The organism is Acinetobacter sp. 1294596 (assembly GCF_000582925.1).
Classification (GTDB): domain Bacteria; phylum Pseudomonadota; class Gammaproteobacteria; order Pseudomonadales; family Moraxellaceae; genus Acinetobacter; species Acinetobacter radioresistens.
In genome coordinates this window covers 20,671-41,297 of record NZ_JFCC01000005.1, presented here as the reverse complement: position 1 = coordinate 41,297, position 20,627 = coordinate 20,671, and the positions used below count along the sequence as shown (strand labels likewise).

The 20,627-nt window shown below is 40.7% G+C and carries 20 protein-coding genes; 8 read left to right on the top strand and 12 right to left on the bottom strand.

Annotated features, from left to right (window positions below; translation table 11 throughout):
• Nucleotides 1–54 precede the first annotated feature (54 nt).
• Together rhlB and J502_RS03600 are read right to left on the bottom strand one after the other, a co-directional pair.
• Complete coding sequence (rhlB, locus tag J502_RS03605) at nt 55–1,206, bottom strand: ATP-dependent RNA helicase RhlB (RefSeq protein WP_034683154.1); 1,152 nt, start codon at nt 1,204–1,206, stop codon at nt 55–57.
• A 101-nt stretch (nt 1,207–1,307) separates the two neighbouring features.
• Nucleotides 1,308–1,520, bottom strand: a complete 213-nt coding sequence (locus J502_RS03600) for a cold-shock protein (RefSeq protein ID WP_005014923.1) — start codon at nt 1,518–1,520, stop codon at nt 1,308–1,310.
• A 387-nt stretch (nt 1,521–1,907) separates the two neighbouring features.
• On the opposite strand from J502_RS03600, the gene J502_RS03595 reads away from it, so the two are divergent.
• The 5 genes from J502_RS03595 to J502_RS03575 all read left to right on the top strand — a co-directional run bounded on the left by J502_RS03595 (nt 1,908) and on the right by J502_RS03575 (nt 4,664).
• Complete coding sequence (locus J502_RS03595; RefSeq protein WP_005014924.1) at nt 1,908–2,147, top strand: sulfurtransferase TusA family protein; 240 nt, start codon at nt 1,908–1,910, stop codon at nt 2,145–2,147.
• 134 nt (nt 2,148–2,281) lie between these two features.
• Entirely contained in the window at nt 2,282–3,151 is an 870-nt protein-coding gene (gene rpoH, locus J502_RS03590; protein ID WP_005404220.1) for an RNA polymerase sigma factor RpoH, read from the top strand.
• A gap of 133 nt (nt 3,152–3,284) precedes the next feature.
• Nucleotides 3,285–3,650, top strand: a complete 366-nt coding sequence (locus J502_RS03585; RefSeq protein ID WP_005014926.1) for a DUF423 domain-containing protein — start codon at nt 3,285–3,287, stop codon at nt 3,648–3,650.
• Nucleotides 3,651–3,666: 16 nt separating this feature from the next.
• A complete protein-coding gene (gene thiS, locus J502_RS03580) occupies nt 3,667–3,864 on the top strand; it encodes a sulfur carrier protein ThiS (RefSeq protein ID WP_005014927.1) in 198 nt (65 codons plus the stop codon).
• A gap of 14 nt (nt 3,865–3,878) precedes the next feature.
• On the top strand, nt 3,879–4,664 hold the full coding sequence (locus J502_RS03575) for a thiazole synthase (protein ID WP_005025409.1): 786 nt from the start codon (nt 3,879–3,881) through the stop codon (nt 4,662–4,664).
• 48 nt (nt 4,665–4,712) lie between these two features.
• Here J502_RS03575 and J502_RS03570 read toward each other — a convergent pair whose 3' ends face one another.
• Nucleotides 4,713–5,324 carry a glutathione binding-like protein gene (locus J502_RS03570; protein ID WP_005014936.1) on the bottom strand — a complete coding sequence of 204 codons (612 nt, stop codon included), beginning with the start codon at nt 5,322–5,324 and terminating at the stop codon, nt 4,713–4,715.
• Between the two features lie 262 nt (nt 5,325–5,586).
• On the opposite strand from J502_RS03570, the gene trmB reads away from it, so the two are divergent.
• Nucleotides 5,587–6,303 carry a tRNA (guanosine(46)-N7)-methyltransferase TrmB gene (trmB, locus tag J502_RS03565; RefSeq protein WP_005014937.1) on the top strand — a complete coding sequence of 239 codons (717 nt, stop codon included), beginning with the start codon at nt 5,587–5,589 and terminating at the stop codon, nt 6,301–6,303.
• Between the two features lie 37 nt (nt 6,304–6,340).
• Here the strand turns inward: trmB and J502_RS03560 are convergent, their stop codons facing one another.
• The 7 genes from J502_RS03560 to J502_RS03530 all read right to left on the bottom strand — a co-directional run bounded on the left by J502_RS03560 (nt 6,341) and on the right by J502_RS03530 (nt 13,733).
• Complete coding sequence (locus J502_RS03560; protein WP_005014940.1) at nt 6,341–7,015, bottom strand: class I SAM-dependent methyltransferase; 675 nt, start codon at nt 7,013–7,015, stop codon at nt 6,341–6,343.
• A gap of 49 nt (nt 7,016–7,064) precedes the next feature.
• A complete protein-coding gene (locus tag J502_RS03555) occupies nt 7,065–7,847 on the bottom strand; it encodes a Rossmann-like and DUF2520 domain-containing protein (RefSeq protein ID WP_034683186.1) in 783 nt (260 codons plus the stop codon).
• A gap of 87 nt (nt 7,848–7,934) precedes the next feature.
• Nucleotides 7,935–8,957 carry a lysozyme inhibitor LprI family protein gene (locus tag J502_RS03550; RefSeq protein ID WP_005014944.1) on the bottom strand — a complete coding sequence of 341 codons (1,023 nt, stop codon included), beginning with the start codon at nt 8,955–8,957 and terminating at the stop codon, nt 7,935–7,937.
• A gap of 293 nt (nt 8,958–9,250) precedes the next feature.
• Entirely contained in the window at nt 9,251–10,711 is a 1,461-nt protein-coding gene (locus tag J502_RS03545) for an OmpA family protein (protein WP_005014945.1), read from the bottom strand.
• Between the two features lie 202 nt (nt 10,712–10,913).
• Complete coding sequence (locus tag J502_RS03540) at nt 10,914–12,149, bottom strand: dihydroorotase (protein ID WP_005014946.1); 1,236 nt, start codon at nt 12,147–12,149, stop codon at nt 10,914–10,916.
• Between the two features lie 10 nt (nt 12,150–12,159).
• On the bottom strand, nt 12,160–13,176 hold the full coding sequence (locus J502_RS03535; RefSeq protein WP_005014947.1) for an aspartate carbamoyltransferase catalytic subunit: 1,017 nt from the start codon (nt 13,174–13,176) through the stop codon (nt 12,160–12,162).
• Nucleotides 13,177–13,397: 221 nt separating this feature from the next.
• Nucleotides 13,398–13,733 (bottom strand): hypothetical protein, encoded by a 336-nt coding sequence (locus J502_RS03530; RefSeq protein ID WP_005014948.1) that lies wholly within the window; start codon nt 13,731–13,733, stop codon nt 13,398–13,400.
• A 301-nt stretch (nt 13,734–14,034) separates the two neighbouring features.
• Between J502_RS03530 and rlmKL the strand changes: the two genes are divergently transcribed.
• Nucleotides 14,035–16,239, top strand: a complete 2,205-nt coding sequence (gene rlmKL / locus J502_RS03525; protein WP_005014949.1) for a bifunctional 23S rRNA (guanine(2069)-N(7))-methyltransferase RlmK/23S rRNA (guanine(2445)-N(2))-methyltransferase RlmL — start codon at nt 14,035–14,037, stop codon at nt 16,237–16,239.
• A 69-nt stretch (nt 16,240–16,308) separates the two neighbouring features.
• On the opposite strand, the gene clpB is transcribed toward rlmKL, so the two are convergent.
• Nucleotides 16,309–18,888: an ATP-dependent chaperone ClpB gene (clpB, locus tag J502_RS03520; protein ID WP_005014950.1), complete on the bottom strand. Its 2,580-nt coding sequence runs from the start codon at nt 18,886–18,888 to the stop codon at nt 16,309–16,311.
• Nucleotides 18,889–19,124: 236 nt separating this feature from the next.
• Nucleotides 19,125–19,547 carry an OsmC family protein gene (locus tag J502_RS03515; protein WP_005014955.1) on the bottom strand — a complete coding sequence of 141 codons (423 nt, stop codon included), beginning with the start codon at nt 19,545–19,547 and terminating at the stop codon, nt 19,125–19,127.
• Nucleotides 19,548–19,693: 146 nt separating this feature from the next.
• Between J502_RS03515 and crp the strand changes: the two genes are divergently transcribed.
• Nucleotides 19,694–20,410, top strand: coding sequence for a cAMP-activated global transcriptional regulator CRP (gene crp / locus J502_RS03510; RefSeq protein WP_005014956.1), 717 nt, complete (start codon nt 19,694–19,696; stop codon nt 20,408–20,410).
• The last annotated feature ends 217 nt before the right edge of the window (nt 20,411–20,627 follow it).

Here is a 20,627-nt window from a genome sequence, read left to right as displayed (position 1 = left end):
GCTTCATAAAAAATCCCGGCATATTGACCGGGATAATTCATCTAAACACTTTAATTAACAATAACCATCTAAACGAGTAAGTGGCAGTTTCTGTCCAATTGCTTTTTCAATGGCTGGCAGATAAAACGCATCGTCTTCTGATAAAAAGCTGATACTGACACCCTGTGCGCCAGCACGACCAGTACGACCAATACGATGAACATAATCATCTGACTGTTCAGGTAAAGTAAAATTAATAACATGTGAAACATTATCAACATGAATACCGCGTCCGGCCACATCAGTAGCAATCATGATGTTATGCTTGCCATTTTTGAACTGATCCAGCATTTTCAGCCGTTTATCCTGAGCAATTTCACCTGAAAGCATAACGACTTTGTAACCATCCTTTTTCAAATGATCATAGAGACGGCGCACCTGATCACGACGATTTGCAAAGATCATAACCTTTTCAATTGGTTCATCACGTAAAATTTCTTGTAGCAGCTTATATTTGTCCCGGTTCGCTACCATATACACACGTTGTTCAACGTCAGCATTGGTTTTCTTTTCAGGTTCAATTTCTACTGTAACAGGCTCGAATAACCATTGCTGAGCCAAGTTCAGTACATCATAACTGAACGTAGCCGAGAACATCAGAGTCTGACGTTGTTCTTTACGAGGTGAAAACCGTACAATCCTTTTCACTGAAGGAATGAATCCCATATCCAGCAGACGGTCAGCTTCATCAATCACTAAAAATTCGATCTGGTCCAGCCAAACCTCTTTTTGTTCTACAAAATCTATCAAACGTCCTGGAGTTGCCACAATAATGTCAACAAAATTCTGATCAAGCTGTTTTTTCTGCTTATCAAAATCTACACCACCCAGTAATGTAACCAGATGCAGATCTGTGAATTTGGTTAACTCTTTAGCATCACTTTCAATTTGCAGAGCCAGTTCACGTGTAGGAGCCAGGATTAGAGCCCTTGCCTCACCACGATAACGCTGTTCTTTAATCGGATTATTAAGCAGATCATTGATTACACTGATCAGGAAGGCCGCTGTTTTACCCGTACCAGTTTGCGCACGACCAATTGCATCGTGTCCAGCCAAGGTATAATTTAACACCTTCTGCTGGATAGGAGTCATTTCCTTGAACCCTAAAGCATCAATCGCTCTTTTCAGTTTCGGATGTAAATTCAAGGTTTCAAAACCAGATGCCATATACGTGCTCTAACTATTAATCACCCAAATTGGCGTTCATTATAAACAAAAACGCCCCAATACGAAAATTGGAGCGCCTCTCATCAATCAAAATTGATGAATTAGTCTAAAGGCTGCACTTCTTCAGCCTGAAAACCTTTTTGACCTTTTACTACGCTGAATTCAACGCGTTGACCGTCACGTAGTGAGCGATGGCCTTCACCCATAATCGCACGGAAATGAACAAATACGTCATCACCACCGTTACGCTGAATAAAACCAAAACCTTTAGTGTCGTTAAACCACTTTACTACGCCTTGTTCACGAGCTGTCATAAGTCAATCCTCAGTTGCTTCAATTAAAGGACCTTCCGGTGTTGCAAACAGCAGAGCAAACAAGATTTAAAAATAGTTATTATTTCTAAGCTTGTAATCATTCTGTAAAACTATTAACAAATTCCCGGTTACATCCATAAATATTTAAGTTTCACCACAATTTAGGTAGTGGTAATCCCTAAGTACGCAACGAGCTTAGCATGGGTTTATGACAATTAATAGTTTTTTTAATGAATTCTTCTTTACGTTCGTTTATGTTTTTGTATGATAATTGAACTGAATTCTATTTTTAAATATTTTACTATTGATTCCTAATGCAAATTCAGTCAGCTGATTTTATTTGCTAAAATACCTTTCATGAAAGCTAATTTTTTCTGAGTTCAGATTATGAACGAAACTTTTGGGGCAACCCCTGTAGAAATCGATGCATTGGGTCAGCCCTGCCCAATGCCACTACTAATGTTAAAACGGGCCTTAAAGCAAACCAAGGCGCCATTTATCTTTATTTTAAAAGCTTCCGATCCAAATAGCGAGATAGATATTGTACGTTACTGCCGGCTCCATCAGATTAAATGTACCCTGACTCAGAATCATGCTCAAGAATACCACTATTTAATTGAATCTTAATTATTTTCCTTTAAGATAATACAGTGTTAAAGGTATAAAACTTTACATTTTTCTACCCAATATTCCTTAATTATGGAAATCTTTCCGATTAAGATAAATGCATTGGTACGATTATCGTCCTACAAGGAGAACTCATGAGTGACAGCAGCAATCAATTGATGCCCCTGTCATTATCTGCGCCAGGGGTCAATCTCGGTGCATATATTAGCACCGTTAACCAGATCCCCATTTTAACAGCCGAGCAGGAAAAAGAACTTGCTGAACGTTATTATTATGATCAGGATCTAGATGCAGCGAAAATGCTGGTCATGTCGCACCTGCGTTTCGTTGTTCACATTGCACGCAGTTATGCAGGTTACGGCTTGCCTCAGGGTGACCTGATTCAAGAAGGTAATCTGGGACTAATGAAAGCAGTCAAACGCTTTGATCCAAGCATGGGTGTGCGCTTGGTGTCTTTTGCAGTTCACTGGATTAAAGCCGAAATACATGAATACGTTATTCGTAACTGGCGTATTGTAAAAATTGCCACTACGAAAGCACAGCGTAAATTATTTTTTAATCTGCGTAGCTTAAAAAAGTCCAGTAAAAAGTTAACGCTCGAAGAAGCGCGCTCAATTGCAAATGATTTAAATGTAACACCAGAGCAGGTTCTGGAAATGGAAGGCCGTCTTACTGCCTATGATGCTGCTTTTGAGGCACAAGGTGATGACGATGATGATTCATCTAGTCATGTGGCGCCGGTACTTTATCTGGAAGACAGCCGCTATGATCCTGCCCGTCTGGTAGAAGACGAGGACTGGGAAGAACAGAGCAACTCGGCATTACATAATGCTATGGATCAGTTAGATGACCGATCACGGAATATCCTGCAACGCCGCTGGCTCGATGATGACAAGTCAACCCTACATGAACTGGCAGCAGAATATAATGTTTCAGCAGAACGTATTCGTCAGTTAGAAAAAAATGCAATGGAAAAAATCAAGGTTGCCATGTCTACAACCTGATTATTTTCTCGAAATCCAAGGGCATTTATTGCCCTTTCTTATTTTTTAGTTTCTCATTTTTGTTATTTATTAACCTTATTCTCTATGTAAATCTATGTTAATGTTCATCTAGTTTTTCAGGTGGTTATGGCTTATGTGGATTGCAATCTCCGCACTCAACCTTGCCTTGGCGGTCATGGTAGGTGCTTTTGGTGCACACGGTTTAAAGACTCGCGCCAGTGAAGCTCAACTGGCTTGGTGGCACACAGCAACAGAATACTTTTTCTATCATGCTTTAGGCTTATTGATTTTAGGTGTGATAAGTAAGACTTTGCCTCAGCTCCCAATTAAAGGCAGTTTCCTGCTCATCCAGTTTGGTATTTTTCTGTTTTGTGGCTCACTGTATATTATGGCTTTAGGGCTTCCGCGTGGTCTTGGCGCGATTACACCTATTGGGGGGGCGCTGATGATTGGTGGATGGTTATTGCTGGCCTGGAATGCATTTAAATATTTAAGATAAGAATGGAAATAATGGTATGCAGATCTATTTAAATGGCGAACTTATGCATACGCCCTGCCAGAACCTTTTAGAATTGGTCCAGTCACTTGCACTAGAGGGTAAGCGTTTTGCAGTAGAAATGAATGAAATGATCATTCCTAAAAGCAAACTGGAACATACCCCTATTTCGGATCAAGATCGTATTGAAATTATTCACGCTGTCGGTGGCGGCTAATCTGGAGCTCTTCCATGCAAGATACCCCTTTAATTATTGGTTCCCGTCAATTCAGTTCACGTTTGCTGGTTGGCACCGGAAAATATAAAGACTTAAATGAAACTGATTTGGCTATTCAGGCAAGTGGTGCTGAAATAGTAACTGTTGCCATCCGGCGCGTGAATATTGGACAGCATCCAGATCAGCCTAACCTGCTCTCTGTTATTCCTCCAGAAAAATATACGATCTTACCGAATACAGCAGGCTGCTTTGATGCTGATAGTGCCATTCGTACCTGTATGCTGGCACGTGAATTACTTGATGGCCATAATCTGGTCAAGCTTGAAGTACTAGGTGATGAAAAAACATTATATCCGAATGTTACAGCTACACTAAAAGCTGCACGTACCCTGATTGACGATGGTTTCGAGATTATGGTTTATACCTCGGATGACCCAATCGTAGCCCAAGAACTCGAAAGTATGGGCTGTGTAGCGATTATGCCACTTGGTAGCCTGATTGGCTCAGGTTTGGGAATTCTGAATCCTCATACTATTTCGATTATTAAAGAAAATGCCAAAGTTCCGGTACTGGTTGATGCAGGAGTAGGTACAGCAAGTGACGCTGCAATTGCTATGGAGCTTGGTTGTGATGGTGTACTCATGAACACTGCAATTGCTGCTGCACAGCAACCGGTAGTAATGGCCTCTGCTATGAAAAAAGCAGTTGAAGCTGGCCGTGAAGCATATCTGGCTGGTCGTATGCCACGTAAACGTATGGCAAATGCTAGCTCCCCAGAGACGGGCTACTTCTTTAAATAGTATTAATAAAAAAAGGACTCAATATGAGTCCTTTTTAAAGCAACCAGCTTAAGGAATCAAGCCTTCATCACGCATTGCAATCTGAACAGATTGACGTTCTGCAATTTTGTTGCGTAAAGCCACAATATTCTTATATGGGCTCAGGTCATGTTCAATATGATTTGACCAGTTGGTGAGCACAAATAGATAAGCATCAGCCGGACCAAAATTATCATCAACCAGATAATCGCATTCCCAGTTTTCTAGATAATTGTCAATATACGTTAGTAGTCGGTCAACCTCAGCATAGGCCTTTTCTTTTTCATCATCCCCCAGTTTACCTGTAAAAAATACAGCGTAAGCGTCATGCAGTTCAGAATTCAGATATCCCAGCCATTCAAGCACTTTGGCACGTCCCATGCCTGATGGCGGAATTAGATCCTGTTTTGGGTCATGCTGGGCAAGAAAAGGAAGAATGGCTACATTTTCAGTTAAAATTAGACCCGGATTGATCTCAAGCGCAGGCACATAACCCTTTGGATTGATTTCGTAATAATCAGTACCTTTTTCTGTTTTATGAGTTTTTAAATTCACTCGCTCTAAATCAAAATCCACATTAATTTCATTTAAAATAATATGCGCTGCGAGTGAACATGCACCTGGAGAATAATAAAGCTTCATATATGATCCTTGTTATTTAACTCATAATGTTTTAAAACGCTTCATAAAGACTTTCAAGTCAACAAAGTTATAAATTGCAAAAAAGCGTAAATATTGAAATAAAATTTACTTTATACAATATTGAGAAGATTCAATAATTTTTCAAGTTTTAAAGTGCTATTTTTAGTACCTGCATGTTTTAAGCTTAAGTGAGTGCAAAAAATTTGACTTGCCCTTTTCAGTCTTTAAAATAGCGTTTTCAGATTTTAGTACTGCCAAGATTATGTCAACCGATCAGTTAGAAACGCAAATTACCGAACTGGACAATTTGCCTGAACATCGTGAAATTGTGACATTTATGCGTCGCTCCTCACCGCTAAATACTTCACAGCGCACAGCTCTGGAACAGTATCGTAATTTGATTTTAGAGTATCCGGTAGGTGACTTACGTCAACACTTTGAATACCCTGAACGCCCGCTGACTGTAGAAATTGGTTTTGGTATGGGCCGTTCGCTAGTGCTTATGGCCAAAGCCAATCCTGAGCGTAATTTTATAGGGATTGAAGTACATGTGCCCGGTATAGCACAATGTGTCTATGAGGCAGGTATGGCAGGACTAAAAAATCTGCGTTTACTGGATGCCGATGCTATTCAGGTACTGCGTGAAATGCCAGATAACAGTATCAACTGCATTCAGCTGTATTTCCCAGATCCCTGGCAGAAAAAACGCCACTTCAAACGCCGTTTTGTAGCTCATGAACGTATGGAACTGGTTGAACAAAAGCTTGAACTCGGTGGTACCTTCCACTCGGCTACTGACTGGGAACCTTATGCAGAATGGATGCTTGAGGTTCTAGACAATCGTCCTAGACTGGAAAACCTTGCAGGAAAAGGTCATAGTTATCCACGTCCGGACTGGCGTCCACAAACCAAATTTGAGCGCCGTGGTATTGAAGCGGGCCACAAAATTAATGACTTTATTTTTAAAAAGATTCAGTGATTAAAAAACAAGCTGGTGAATTAAGATATTCGCCAGCTTAACGCTGTGCAATAAACCCCTCATAACATAAAAGCTGGGTAAATCTTTTGACTTGGCTAAAGCCAGCCTGTTTTAAAAATTGGAAAGTCTCCTGTTGAGACAAAGCGAAAAAGTCATCTTCTAAACGTTGAAGCATGGCTCCAGTCTGCTTTTCACTGAGACCATTATTTTCACATATATACTTTAAGCTGAGTTTTTCCTGCAGTGATACCATTTTTACCAGATCAAAAGTTATAAACATTCCGCCTGGTTTTAAGGTCTCATAGATCTGTTTTAAAAATTTAGATTTCTCAGCATAACTAATAAAATGTGTGACTAATATAGATAAGGCTGCATCAAAATTCTGATCAGTATCTAGCTGACTCATATCACCCAGAATAAAATTTACTCGATTATTGCCATCAAATTGTTGAACATATTGTTTGGCCTTATCAAGCATGGTGGCAGATATATCAATTGCAGTAAATTTCCACTCTGGAAATTGCTGAAGCAGATAACCCAGCTCATAGCCAGTACCGCAACCTATAATTAATAGGTGTACTTGGTTACCGGCAATATAGGCTTTCAATAAAGCCTGAATTTGCTGATGTACCAACTCATAACCTGGAATCAGTTTACGGATGTGCTCATTATAAGTGTTCACAACCTTGGAGCTATTAAAATCCTTTGCCATACTTCGGTCCTGTTTTTTACTGCTTCAAGTTTGAGCGAGTCCAATATTTTTATTTAATACATTGATGTGATTTTAAAATACTTTGACTCATCAATTGGTATATTTCCCTTAAATCTTCACGCTCAGCGTGATTAAGTAGCTGCATATGCATATTAAGGATATTCTGGTCTCCACGCACTGCAGGACCAGTTTGCATTAAATGTGGATCATGTTGCAGTGCCTTCTGGGCAGTTTCACTGATCAAGGGATAAAGCAGCGAAAAATCTACCTGTTGCTGGTCTACTATCTGTTTGGCCAGATCATAACAATAGTTAGTAAAATTACAGGCAAATACGGCAGCGAGATGCAGGCTTAAACGCTGGGCTGAAGAATAGTTATATATCCTTTGACTTAGGCTATTTGCCAAATATTTAAGAATTTCCAGATTTTTAGCTTCAGTTGCCTCAATAAATATTGGAGTAGCCTGCCAGTCAATCTCACGTTCAAAACTGAAAGTCTGCAACGGATATAGAACACCCGCATGAGAATAATGTTGCGATAGGATATTTAAAGCAGTACTTCCGGATGTATGTACGACGAGACTGCTTGATAAATACGGAGCTAACTGAACAATTGTTTCTGTAATTGCCTGATCACTTACTGCAATAATTATCAGGTCAATCTGTGAATTGATATCATGATAGTGGTCAATTGGTTCAGCATTGAATTGCTCTGCAAGTTGTCTGGCATGAACCAGATTACGGTTGAACACCTGAACAATTTGATGCTGTTTTGCAAGTCCCCGTGCCAGATGAGTCGCTACCTTGCCTGAACCGATAAAACTAATACGCATAAAAGACTGATAGTGAAAATAATGCTCTAGCATGCCAATAAAAAAAGAGCGAATCAATCCGCCCTTTTTCTTTTCAACAGTCATCCATTAAAACAGGTTATTGAGATAGACACTACGTTCAGCAGTTTTCTGATTAAAGCATTTGGTGTACTGCATATCCTGATTTTGCTGCTCCATGGCTTTATCCCAGTAATTTGACTGCTTTTGATAAACCTCGCGTTCTGCTTCAGGAATCTGATAAACACTTCTCTGCGAGATTACCTTACAATCTACATCACGTTTTTCAAACCAGTCAGACTGGTCTTGCTTTAACTGAGTACGCTGCTCTTCTGTCAGACTGTCCCAAATCTGGTTCAAACGTTCTACTTGCTTCTGTTTTTCAGCATCCAGTTCTTTTTTGCGGATATCCATTGCTTTTTGTGCAAGTTCAGTCTGGACAGTATTCTCATGAACAGATTCTTTGATAGAATTTTGAATTTCCTGATTTTCTTTGACGTAAGCTGCATATTGCACTGCTTTTACCGTAACAAAAACCACACCATCGATGACTGCGTTCTGATTAGGAATATCCAGACTCAAGCCTTCTTTGTCAGTCTTGCTAATGTCATAAGAAAATGTACCGCGCAACTGGTTATTATTTAGGGATAAACCTGATTCACCTTCTTCCAGATAGTCAGCTATAGTCGTTCCGCCCTCACATTCTTCACAGTTTTCCAAGTATTTCTGATAGGCATTTTCTGCACGTTGCAATAAGCCTTTTGGAAAATGTACAACCAGCTGACTTTCACAGTTTAACTGATTCGCATTCTTAGGATCTTCGGTCACGGTACGCACATTTTTAACCTCAAACCTTAAGCTCTGGTTGATTTTAGCCAGAAGCTCCCGGTCTGCTTCATAATAGTCAGACTGCCTGAGGTTCTTTTCAACTTCTTTTAAATATTCACTTTTAAGGTATTTTTGAATCTGGTTCAGATTATCCTGATTGGTACAGCTCCAGTCTGCCATATCCTGAACAGCCGCCTGATCCTGTTTATCTTTATTTTTAAAGCCATCACATCCCCCTAATACAGCAATACATGAAAGCATTGATAGGGCTAATAATTTTTTCATCTTTAATCCAGAGTGTATTGTAATTTTATGGGGCGTATTTTAATCAGGTTTTGAGGTAACTGACCAGATTTCTCATGCTTATTTTTATCTACAGTTCAAACTAATAAAATAATATAAACCTTTTTTATATTTTATTATTAAAGCGCTTTATAAAACACCAAGCATAAATCTGCTTTAATCTATCAATCGTTATTTTAAATTTTTATCTTCATTAAAATATGAAAATTCAAATGATATAAAAAGGCCAGTTTAACTGACCTTTTTAAAAATATTTATTTTATCTAATATTAAAATCATGAAGCAGGTTTAACGCCTTGTTCATTTACTTCACGAACTACACCCGTATCCGTATTCAAAATTTCAAACTCAATCCGGCGATTCTGAAATTTGCCTTGACTGGTTGCATTATCAGTAACCGGCTGGTCCTGACCATATCCTAAAGCTTGCAGCTTACTTGGGCTCACTCCTCGGCTTACCAGATAATTCACCACAGCCTGAGCACGCTGTACAGACAGATTGTTATTAACAGCTTCACTGCCTTCAGCATCGGTGTGACCTTTTACAGTGACGACTACATTTGGCACGCGTTGCAACAGGGCAGCCGCCTGATCAAGAATCGGTTTATTAACATCCGGTACTTGTGCAGAACCGCTGGCAAAATGAATTACTTCAAGATTCAGTGCGGTAGCTATATCTAGTGGTTTAATATTATCAGGATTAATTTGTGATAAGGTACGTTCAGCATCTGTAATTCCAGCATGGGTTGGCGGAGGATTGTTGGCAACGGGTTGCTGGGTGGTGATAGTCATATCTGGTACTAGCAAGCGAATCTGACTAACCAGACTCTGTGCATCACTATTACGGGAAGACTGGATATTAATTTCTTTACCTGTCCAGGTAATTGAAGAATTTGGTACACCCTGTACGATTTTCAATACACTTGGTAAAGCATCCTGATTCATAAAACTTGCATGATAGATAGACTGGGTATCTACACCACAACCAGAAGGATGACTAAAAGTATACTTAACCTCGCCTTGTAAAATATCTACATATTTTAAATCACTGATTCTTATCTGGCAGGTAATCAACTCACCTTCATCTCCAGTGGTTAACTGAAAGTATGCTGGCTGGGTTCCATTGACTACAGCCTGCTGATCAGTCTCTTGATCATCATCACACGCCCTGAGCATCAGTGCTGCCAGAATTGCTAAAACAACAATACCAATCAATGGCCATAAAAGATTGGTTCTTCGATCCTCTATAATGACCGGATCTGGTTCTCGTGGGGCCTGATAAAGAGTTTCCCCTGCTGCAGGATTAATACCTAAGCCGGCTAATAGTGCCATCGCCCAGTGTGGTAATACAGCCAGAATAATATCCTGATGAGTATAAAGCAGATGTCTGATCGCTTCCGGGTCTGGACTCCCCGCCTCTTCGATTAAAACAGCCATTGTCGGTGTAATAGACTGGTTTAATATGCGCTCGGTTTCGAGATGAGGAATACTACCACTTACCTGATTTAAAAATTGTTCTTTAAGAGCGACATGATGTCCGAATAATTCATTTAGAGTCGGATTTAACTGGTTTTCTAAAGAAGGTATCAGCTCAGGCCGAGCTTTTAAAATGGCCAGTAAAACTGGATAAAATTGTGCCAGTGCATCAGACTTTTCTACCAGATAAGTGGTCTCACCTTCTAGAACAATAGCTGAAACCTTTTGCCTCAATAATTCAATAAAATTTATACTCATCATCATTCTCTCTTTTATTGGCATTATTATTGGAATTAATGCATTTAAAATAAGCTGTTTTTTATACTATGCTGAATATTAATATGGTTACTAGCGAAACTCTTTAGAAATAACAAAATGTTATAGAAATTTTAATAAATCACTGAAAAACTCAATAAGAAAGCCAGCTTATGCTGGCTTTTCTATTTCTTCCATATCATTCTGTTCAAGGCAGGAATATTTCTACGACCTTACCTTGCACCTTTTGCTGAATCAGTGGTGTATTTTTACCTTTAGACAGCATATTTTCCTTACTGACTGTCCATTCCAGCTCAGGATCAACCAGTACCCAGCCTGATTCTGACTGCCAGCGTTTTACCATATTGGCTACTCGTGCCGGCTCCAATGTTACTTTTTCTACCCATTCTAACGGGCTGAACAGGCCTTCTTTAACCAGCTGGATACCAAACGGAATATAAGTATCAAATGCACTGATTCCCGGCAAGGTTTCTGCAAACGGCGCCATTTTAGCAGAACCGGATAAGGGTTCATGATGCGTACAAATGGCATCAATTATTCCCGTTTTCAAGCCTTGGCGTAATAGTTCTTTGTCCTGTGCTGAGCGTAGAGGAGGACGTACATGCGCCAGTGAATTGAATCCATCTGTCAACTGGTCAGTTAAGTGCAACTGGTGCATGGCAACATCAGCAGTTACAGGTAAGCCTTTGGCCTTAGCAATCTGGATCAGTTCAACAGATGCGCCACAAGATAGCAGACCAAAATGGGCACGTACTCCGGTTGCCTCTATCATAAGCAGATATTTAGCAATAGCGACGGTCTCTGCCATAACCGGAATCATAGGCAAGCCTTGGCGTGAAGCGACAAAACCTTCATGGGCACAGCCATCTTTGGCAATTTGCGGCTCTTCAGCATAAAACACAACGGTCATATCCAGACCCGCTGCATATTCCAAGGTACGGATAACTACATCATCATTCTCAAAAGGTGCATGAGCATTAGAAACTGCAGTACATCCCCCTTTTCTCAGCCCAGCCATATTGGCAGGCTGCTTACCATTTAGACCTTGAGTCTGTGCACCGATAATATGCAGATAAATACCACCATCCAACATAGCTTTCTCTTGTAAGCCATGAATCAGCGAGCCATTATCCTGAACAATCGGCTTGGAGTCTGGCGGTGTAATCACATGCAAAATACCATTATGACGTGCAGCCCGGCCTTCAGATTTTAATGTCCCATGCTGCTGCTGACCCGGTTCGCGCAACCGTGCACACAGGTCAACCATAGTTGGCATAAGCCATTTACCTTGTCCATTAATAGTTCTTTCGACATCATCACTGGCATCGACACGCGTACCATTTTGCAAAAAGATTGTTTCAATCCTGTCAGTTTTGGCGATCGGGTCAAGAACGCGTACATTTTCAATTTTGACAATACTCATTTCTTTACCCTTATATCGCCAGCGCTTCAATCAAACCTTTCTCTTCTAACTGCCCTTGCATTGTTAGTGCCAGCACAGCCATACGTACTGCTATACCGTTGGTCACCTGACGCAAGATTACTGACTGCGGACCATCAGCGATGCTGGAGTCGATTTCTACGCCACGGTTCATTGGGCCTGGATGCATGACAATACAATCCGGTTTTGCTAATGCCAGCCGGTCTTCATTCAGTCCATACATTTTATAAAATTCAGACTGTGAAGAAAGTGCAGGTGAATCAATACGTTCATTTTGGATGCGAAGTGCAATAATGACATCGCAATCTTTTACGCCTTCATCCATGTTATTAAAAAGTCGGACTTCCGGACCAAATTCCTTAAAGCCAAAAGGTAATAAGGTATTCGGCGCAATGACGCGGATATCTTTACAGCCTAAGGTCTGTAGCGCGGCTACATCCGAACGTGCTACCCGTGAATGTTTGATATCACCAATAATGGCAACACTTAACTCTTCAAATGGCCGGGCAGTTTCACGACGGATCGTAAGCATATCCAGCATAGCCTGGGTGGGATGGGCGTGACGTCCATCTCCCGCGTTAATGATCCCGATATTCGGGCACACATCTTTTGCAATAAAATGTGCAGCACCTGAAGATGAATGGCGTACAACAAAAAGATCGGCCGCCATTGCTTCAAGATTCCACAGCGTATCACGCAGGGTTTCACCTTTAGATGTACTGGAACGGGCGATATCAATATTCAGTACATTGGCTGATAAACGTTTAGCAGCAGCTTCAAAAGTTGTGCGGGTGCGGGTCGAGTTCTCGAAAAACAGGTTCATGACCGTACGGCCTTCGAGTAAAGGTGAGGTTATGAGTTGGTTTTGATCATTAAAAAAGGAAGAAGCAGTATCGAGAATTTTTATGAGGGTTTGCTGGGAAAGGCCTTCAATGGTCAGAAAATGTTTAAGATGACCGTATTGATTGAGCTGAATCTGACTCGGCGTATGCAGTGCAGCCAAATGCATGAGAGATTCCTTAGACGTTAAGTTAATGCATTATATAGATTCTCCCTCAGTTTGGGCAGCCAGATTTTTCAAAATTTTTAGTAGAATTATTTATTTTATGAACTATTAACCATCTATTTCAAAAAGATAAATTAAATCAGTTCTTCATATTAAGAAATTATTTTTCTTTATTTAAATTTAAATCCAGATTAAGTCTTAAAACTTCCCTGTTTAGAGCATTATTATCTGAGTGCACCAATATAATGATGAGCTACCTGCGCCTGATAATCTGGCTCTTTCGTCACCTCTCTATCAAACAACTCAGTGCTCTCTTCATTATTTTGTGCTTCCACCTCTGCCATGATTGGTGGACAAACTAGAGCAGAGAGACGTGTTACCAAACGGATGAGTTCTGCATCCTGCGTTTTTTTGGCCAACTCCATGACATACTGAGTGTAGCTTTCACTTTCCACCATATACATCACATCAATTACGCGTCCAGATACACGGCGTAAGCGTGTATAAATTAAAGTTGCGATAGAAAAAATATCACTGTGATTTGAAGATAAAATATTCATAAAATCCCCTTGTTTTATTTTAAAAAATATTAAGTCAGTTTTGTACATGGTTAGTACATCTGCTTGTATGGCAAATAAACACTAATATGTTCAAGAATTTAGCAAGATACATACCAGAAATTTAAAATATGAAAGGAATTATGTTTAAACCTGTTTAGTTTCATCAAGAGAAATCATTCTCTTTAATAATGCACGGGATAATGAAGATAAACAATTTCTGAAATAACTTCTTAAGATCATCCGCCTAAAACAACGAAAATACGTTAAAATTGTCGTTTGCTTGTCTGGTTTGGAAATTTGCATGAATGCATCGCAACGTTTATCTACTTATTGGGTCACCTGTGCTGATGGTTTGGAGCTCTTGCTTGAAGAGGAAATCGCACAACTCGGTGCGTCAAATGTAGAACGCAAACCAGGCCGGTTAGTTTTTCAAGGTTCTCTGGAGACTGCTTACCGTATCTGTATGTGGTCACGTCTGGCCTCACGCGTATTGTTACCCATTCATACCCAGGAAATCGAGTTTAGTCATGACGCCCGCGATGTGGCTGAAGAACTGTATGATGGTGCGCTTAGCTTTGACTGGTCACTTATTTTTGCACCTCAAAGTACTTTTGCTATCCGTCTGCACGTAGAGCGTGATATTAAGGTCAATACCCAGTTTGCCACCTTACGTGTTAAGGATGGTGTAGTCGATGCCTTTATGGAAGCAGTGGGCCGCCGTCCTAGTATTGATACAAAGCAACCAGAAATTACCTTATACGTATTGGCTGGTAAAACTGAACATACTTATTGTCTGGATTTATCCGGAGATTCCCTGCATAAACGCGGCTATCGTCGCTATATGACCGATGCACCGATTAAAGAGAATCTAGCAGCAGCAATATTACATAAGGCTGGTATTGAAAAAAGAAAGCCGGATATTATTTTAGATCCAATGTGCGGTTCAGGTACATTTATTATTGAGTCTCTCATGATTCTGACTGACCGGGCTCCGGGCCTGGTACGCCGTTTTGGCTTTAATGGCTGGCATGGTCATGACCGTGAATTATGGATGTCACTTAAAGCCGAAGCAGTAGAACGCCACGAGCAGGCACTTGAACAGCCTTTACCTAAATTTTATGCTTTTGATGCGGACTGGGAAGCGGTTAAAGCTACCCGCCAGAATATTGCCGCCGCCGGATTCGAGAAACAGCTGGAACAGATTCAGGTAGAAGAACGTACACTTGCTGACTGGCCTGAATTCGATGCTACTGAAAAAACTGCATTTATTGTCACCAATCCCCCATATGGCGAACGTTTAGGCGAGAAAGCTTCTAACCGGGCACTTTATCTCGGTTTATCTGGCCAGTTACAGAAACACTTTCCTAACCAATATGCAGCAATAATTGCGGCACAAGTAGAACAGGCAGATGTTCTGGCATTTGAGCATCCTGAAACTCTACGCCTAATGAATGGTAAGCTGCCAATTTATATTCGTTTTGGAACTATCAAACCTGCATCCGATAACATACCTTTCCTAGAAAAATGGCAGCCTCAAAATGTAGAAATTGAAGGGGCTCAAGATTTTGCTAATCGATTGCAAAAAAATATGCAAACCTTGAAAAAATGGGCAACCAAGGATCGTGTGTTCTGCCTGCGTCTTTATGATGCAGATCTGCCTGATTTTAACGTTGCAGTTGACTTGTACGGTGACCGTTTGCATGTGCAGGAATATGCTCCACCAAAAACGATTGATCCGGAAAAAGCCAAGAAACGTTTTAATTTGGCACTTGCCGCTATCCGGACAGTGACGGGCCTGGGGCGTGATGCGATATTTATTAAAACCCGTGCCCGTCAAGCAGGTAAAGCACAGTATGAAAAGCAGAGTACGGCGTCCAAACGGTTTATTGTTCAGGAAGGACAAGCCAGAATTTTAGTGAACCTGACAGATTATCTAGATACCGGACTGTTTCTCGACCACCGTCAAATGCGCCTACGTATTGCACGTGAGGCTAAAGGTAAACACTTCCTGAATCTGTACAGTTATACTTCTACAGCCAGCCTGCATGCTGCACTCGGCGGGGCAGCCAGTACAACCAGTGTAGACCTGTCAAATACCTACTTAAACTGGTCTAAAGAAAATTTTGTTTTAAACGGCTTAACTGTTGACCATCCTGACCAGCAGCACCAGTTCTTTGCCAGTGACTGTTTTGAGTGGCTTAAAGAAGGCCATGAACAGTATGATATGATTTTTATTGATCCGCCCACTTTCTCAAACTCGAAAAAGTTCTACGGAACCTTTGATGTACAACGTGACCATGTTTCATTACTTAAACGTGCCATGAACCGTCTCACAACCGAAGGTACGCTTTATTTTTCAAATAATTACCGCGGTTTCGAGATGGATGAAGAAATTGAAGCCATGTTTGATATTGAAGAAATCACTCAGGAGACTATCGGGCCGGATTTCAAACGCAATCAGAAAATCCACCGTGCCTGGAAAATCCAGCATTATCCAGTAAATTAAATTTTATCTAGATAAAGTTATGTATAAAATAAAAAAGCCCACATTGAATGTGGGCTTTTTTATACAAATTTAGTTAAGTTTGAGCTTATCAAACTCAAGATGACCATGTTCCCCTTTGATCAAAATATTATCTCCAGCCTGGAATTCACCAGAAAGAATTTTTTGTGCCAAAGTATTTTCTACCTGTGACTGGATAGCACGTTTCAATGGACGCGCGCCATACACCGGGTCGAAACCTGCATCAATTAACAGATCAAAGGCTGTATCATCTATTGTCAAGCTCATATCGCGTTCAGCCAGACGTGAACGTAAACGTTCCAGTTGAATGTCAGCAATACCACGAATCTGTGATTTTTTCAGTGAATGGAAAATCACCAGCTCATCGATCCGGTTAATAAACTCCGGACGGAAATGATGGCTTACTGCACTCATAACCACAGAACGCATTTCTTCATCACTGGCCCCTTCACCCAGTTCACGAACATCTTGTGAACCCAGATTCGAAGTCATTACAATGACAGTATTTTTAAAGTCAATCACTCGTCCTTGCGAGTCAGTCAGTCGGCCATCGTCCAGTACCTGTAATAAAATATTAAAGACATCTGGATGAGCCTTCTCGACTTCATCAAACAGAATAACACTATAAGGTTTACGGCGTACTGCTTCAGTCAATACCCCCCCTTCTTCATAACCTACGTAACCTGGAGGTGCGCCTACCAAGCGGCTGACTGAATGTTTTTCCATAAACTCAGACATATCAATCCGGATCATGGCATCGTCACTATCAAACAGGAAATTCGCTAAAGCTTTAGTTAATTCTGTTTTACCTACACCCGTTGGGCCAAGGAACAGGAATGATCCACTTGGGCGGTTTGGATCTGACAATCCGGCACGTGAACGACGAACAGCATTGGATACCGCAATTACAGCTTCATCCTGCCCAACTACGCGATTATGCAGAAACTCTTCCATATGCAGCAGTTTTTCACGCTCACCTTGCAGCATTTTCGCGACAGGAATACCTGTGGCAGCACTGACGACTTCTGCAATCTCATTATCAGTCACTTTATTACGCAGCAATTTAGGCTCTTCGTGGTCTTCAATCACTTCGTCCTGCTCAAGCTGTTTTTGCAATTCCGGAATAACACCATATTGCAAACGGCTGGCTTCAGCCCAGTCTCCTTCACGTTGGGCTTTTTCTAAAGCAACCCGAGCCTGATCCAGCTCCACCTGTGCTTTTTTGGTTCCCTCTACCAGCGTTTTTTCAGCCTTCCATACTTCTTCAAGATCATTATATTCTTTCTGAACTTCCTCAATCTGTTTTTCCAGATAGTTGACTTCAGACTTGCTTCCGGCATCTTCATCTTTCTTAACGGCTTCAAGCTGCATTTTCAGTTGAATCAGACGACGGTCCAGTTTATCCAAAGCTTCAGGCTTAGAGTCCAGCTCCATTTTAATTCGTGAAGCTGCCTCATCAATCAGGTCAATGGCTTTATCCGGCAGCTGCCGATCAGTAATATAACGATGCGACATTTTCGCTGCAGCAATAATTGCCGAGTCTAAAATTTTGACACCGTGATGCACTTCATAACGTTCTTTTAAACCACGCAAAATTGCGATGGTATCTTCTACACTTGGTTCATCTACAAGAACTTTCTGAAAGCGACGTTCAAGTGCGGCATCTTTCTCAATATACTGACGGTATTCATCGAGTGTAGTAGCACCCACACAACGCAGTTCACCACGGGCTAGAGCAGGTTTGAGCATATTACCTGCATCCATGGCGCCATCGGTTTTACCTGCACCTACCAGTGTATGTAACTCGTCAATAAACAGGATCACCCTGCCTTCTTGTTTAGCCAGGTCATTTAAAACCGCTTTTAGACGCTCTTCAAATTCACCACGATATTTTGCACCAGCCAGAAGTGAACCCAAGTCTAAAGACAGTACCTGTTTATCTTTCAAGCTTTCTGGGACTTCACCGTTTACAATACGCTGAGCCAAGCCCTCTACAATGGCTGTCTTACCTACTCCGGGTTCACCGATCAGTACCGGGTTATTTTTGGTACGTCGTGACAAGACCTGAATCGTACGACGAATCTCATCATCACGGCCAATAACCGGATCAAGTTTTCCGGCCAGTGCACGTTCAGTGAGGTTAATGGTATATTTATTTAATGAGTCGCGTTGTTCTTCATGATTATTACTCATGACTTTCTCACTACCTCGAATTTTTTCAATTACAGGGCGTAGCGTCTCTGCAGTTACGCCCACGCCGTTTAAAATAGTTTTACTATTTCCTGACTCTGCTAGTGCCAGCATGACCCAATCGGTAGATATAAATTCATCTCCTGCCTTTTGTGCATAACGGTCAGCCAGATTTAATATTTTTACAGCATCAGGATTTAAATTAATATCTCCAGTAGGGTTAGATAACACTGGCGCATCATTGAAGGCTTTTTCAAGCCGTTGCTGTAGTTCACGAAGATTGGCACCTGCCTGTTGTAGCAAACTTAAGTTGGAAGGTTCCTCAATTAAAGTTGCCAAAATATGGATACTGTCAATTGCAGTATGATCTTTACCCATTGCTAGAGACTGGGCATCAGATAGAGCCTGTTGTAACCGGTTAGTAAATTTTTCGAATCGCATTCTTGTTATTCCTCACAAAAATTCTGTACTTGAGTAATAGATGGGAACACTTTTGTAAAATTCAAACAGAATTATATATATTTTTCAAAATCTTATTAAAACAAAAACATTAGATTTCAGTTATAATATGAGCTCACATCATGAAGGTTTCAAGTATAGGGAGTTCTTTTTTATAAAAATAAACAATAAAAAATGCCGGTAAAAACCGGCATGCTGATTCAGGCAGTCTAGACTGCTTAAACCGTTTCAATAATTTCATAATCGTGAGTAATTTCTACGCCGCCATCGGAAAGCATTTTACTGGCAGAACAGTATTTTTCAGCAGAAAGCTCAACTGCCTTGGCAACCTGTTTTTCTTTTATATCTTTACCCGTTACAACAAAGTGCAGATGAATTTTTGTAAATACAGCAGGAATGGTATCAGCACGTTCAGCTTTAAGCTGACACACCACGTCCTGAATATCTTGGCGAGATTTTTTCAGAATCGTCACAATATCAAATGAAGCACATCCACCCAATCCCATCAGGATAAGTTCCATCGGGCGCGGTCCACGGTTCTCTCCACCATATTCCGCTGACCCATCCATGATGACACTATGACCACTTTCAGATTTAGCTTCGAAAGCAACATTCTCTAGCCAATGAACACTTGTTTGCATTGCAACTACCTAAAAAAAGCTATAAATTTACCAAGTACCTGTACACTAACATAAAACGAGTTGATAAGGAATTTCATCTCTGCTGTGTGACAAGTTCATCTTAGGTCTTGTGCGATCTTCTTATTATCCCCTTCGGAACTCTAGGCATGAATTCTAATTTTTCACAACTCAGTACTGACGCCCTTTCTCCAGGTCAACTACCTGAATCGGTGAAAGCACTACTAAAACGAGCAAAAATTAATAGATTTCCAAAACGTACTACCATTATTGATGCCGGTACAGAATCCAAATCTTTATATCTCATCCTTAAAGGTTCTGTCTCTATTGTACTGCGCGAAGATGATGACCGTGAAATTGTGGTAGCCTATTTAAATCCAGGTGACTTTTTCGGAGAAATGGGGCTTTTTGAAGCCAATCCACAACGTACAGCTGAAGTTCGTACCCGGGAGATGTGTGAAATTGCAGAAATTAGTTATGAGAATTTTCATGAACTGAGTAAACAATTTCCCGATTTAAGCTATGCAGTATTTGCCCAGCTCGTACGCCGCCTGAAAAACACTACACGTAAAGTAACTGATCTGGCTTTTATTGATGTGTCTGGACGAATTGCGCGCTGCCTGATTGATCTGGCATCTCAGCCTGAGGCCATGATTTTACCTAATGGCCGCCAGATCCGTATTACCCGTCAGGAAATCGGCCGTATTGTAGGCTGCTCACGTGAAATGGTTGGCCGTGTCCTCAAAACTCTTGAGGAGCAAGGTATGATTGAAACAGAAGGTAAAGCGATACTGATCTTTGATAGTTCACTTGAACAGAATAATGAATCATCTGCCTCAGATTTTGATACTGAAGATGAAGAATAAACTCTAGTTTTTATCTATTGAATTAAAGGCAAATCTTCGGATTTGCCTTTTTCTTGGTAATATTGCATGAGGTATTCTCATACTATCGACCAGTTAGTTATCTATTTCTCATTATTGTGTCGAGTACTATTTTTTCATCCAGAATTTATAGATCAGGCAACGTTTAACTCACCTTAAGACCAAGTTGGCTATCTCTATACCCTGTATTATGCTAATA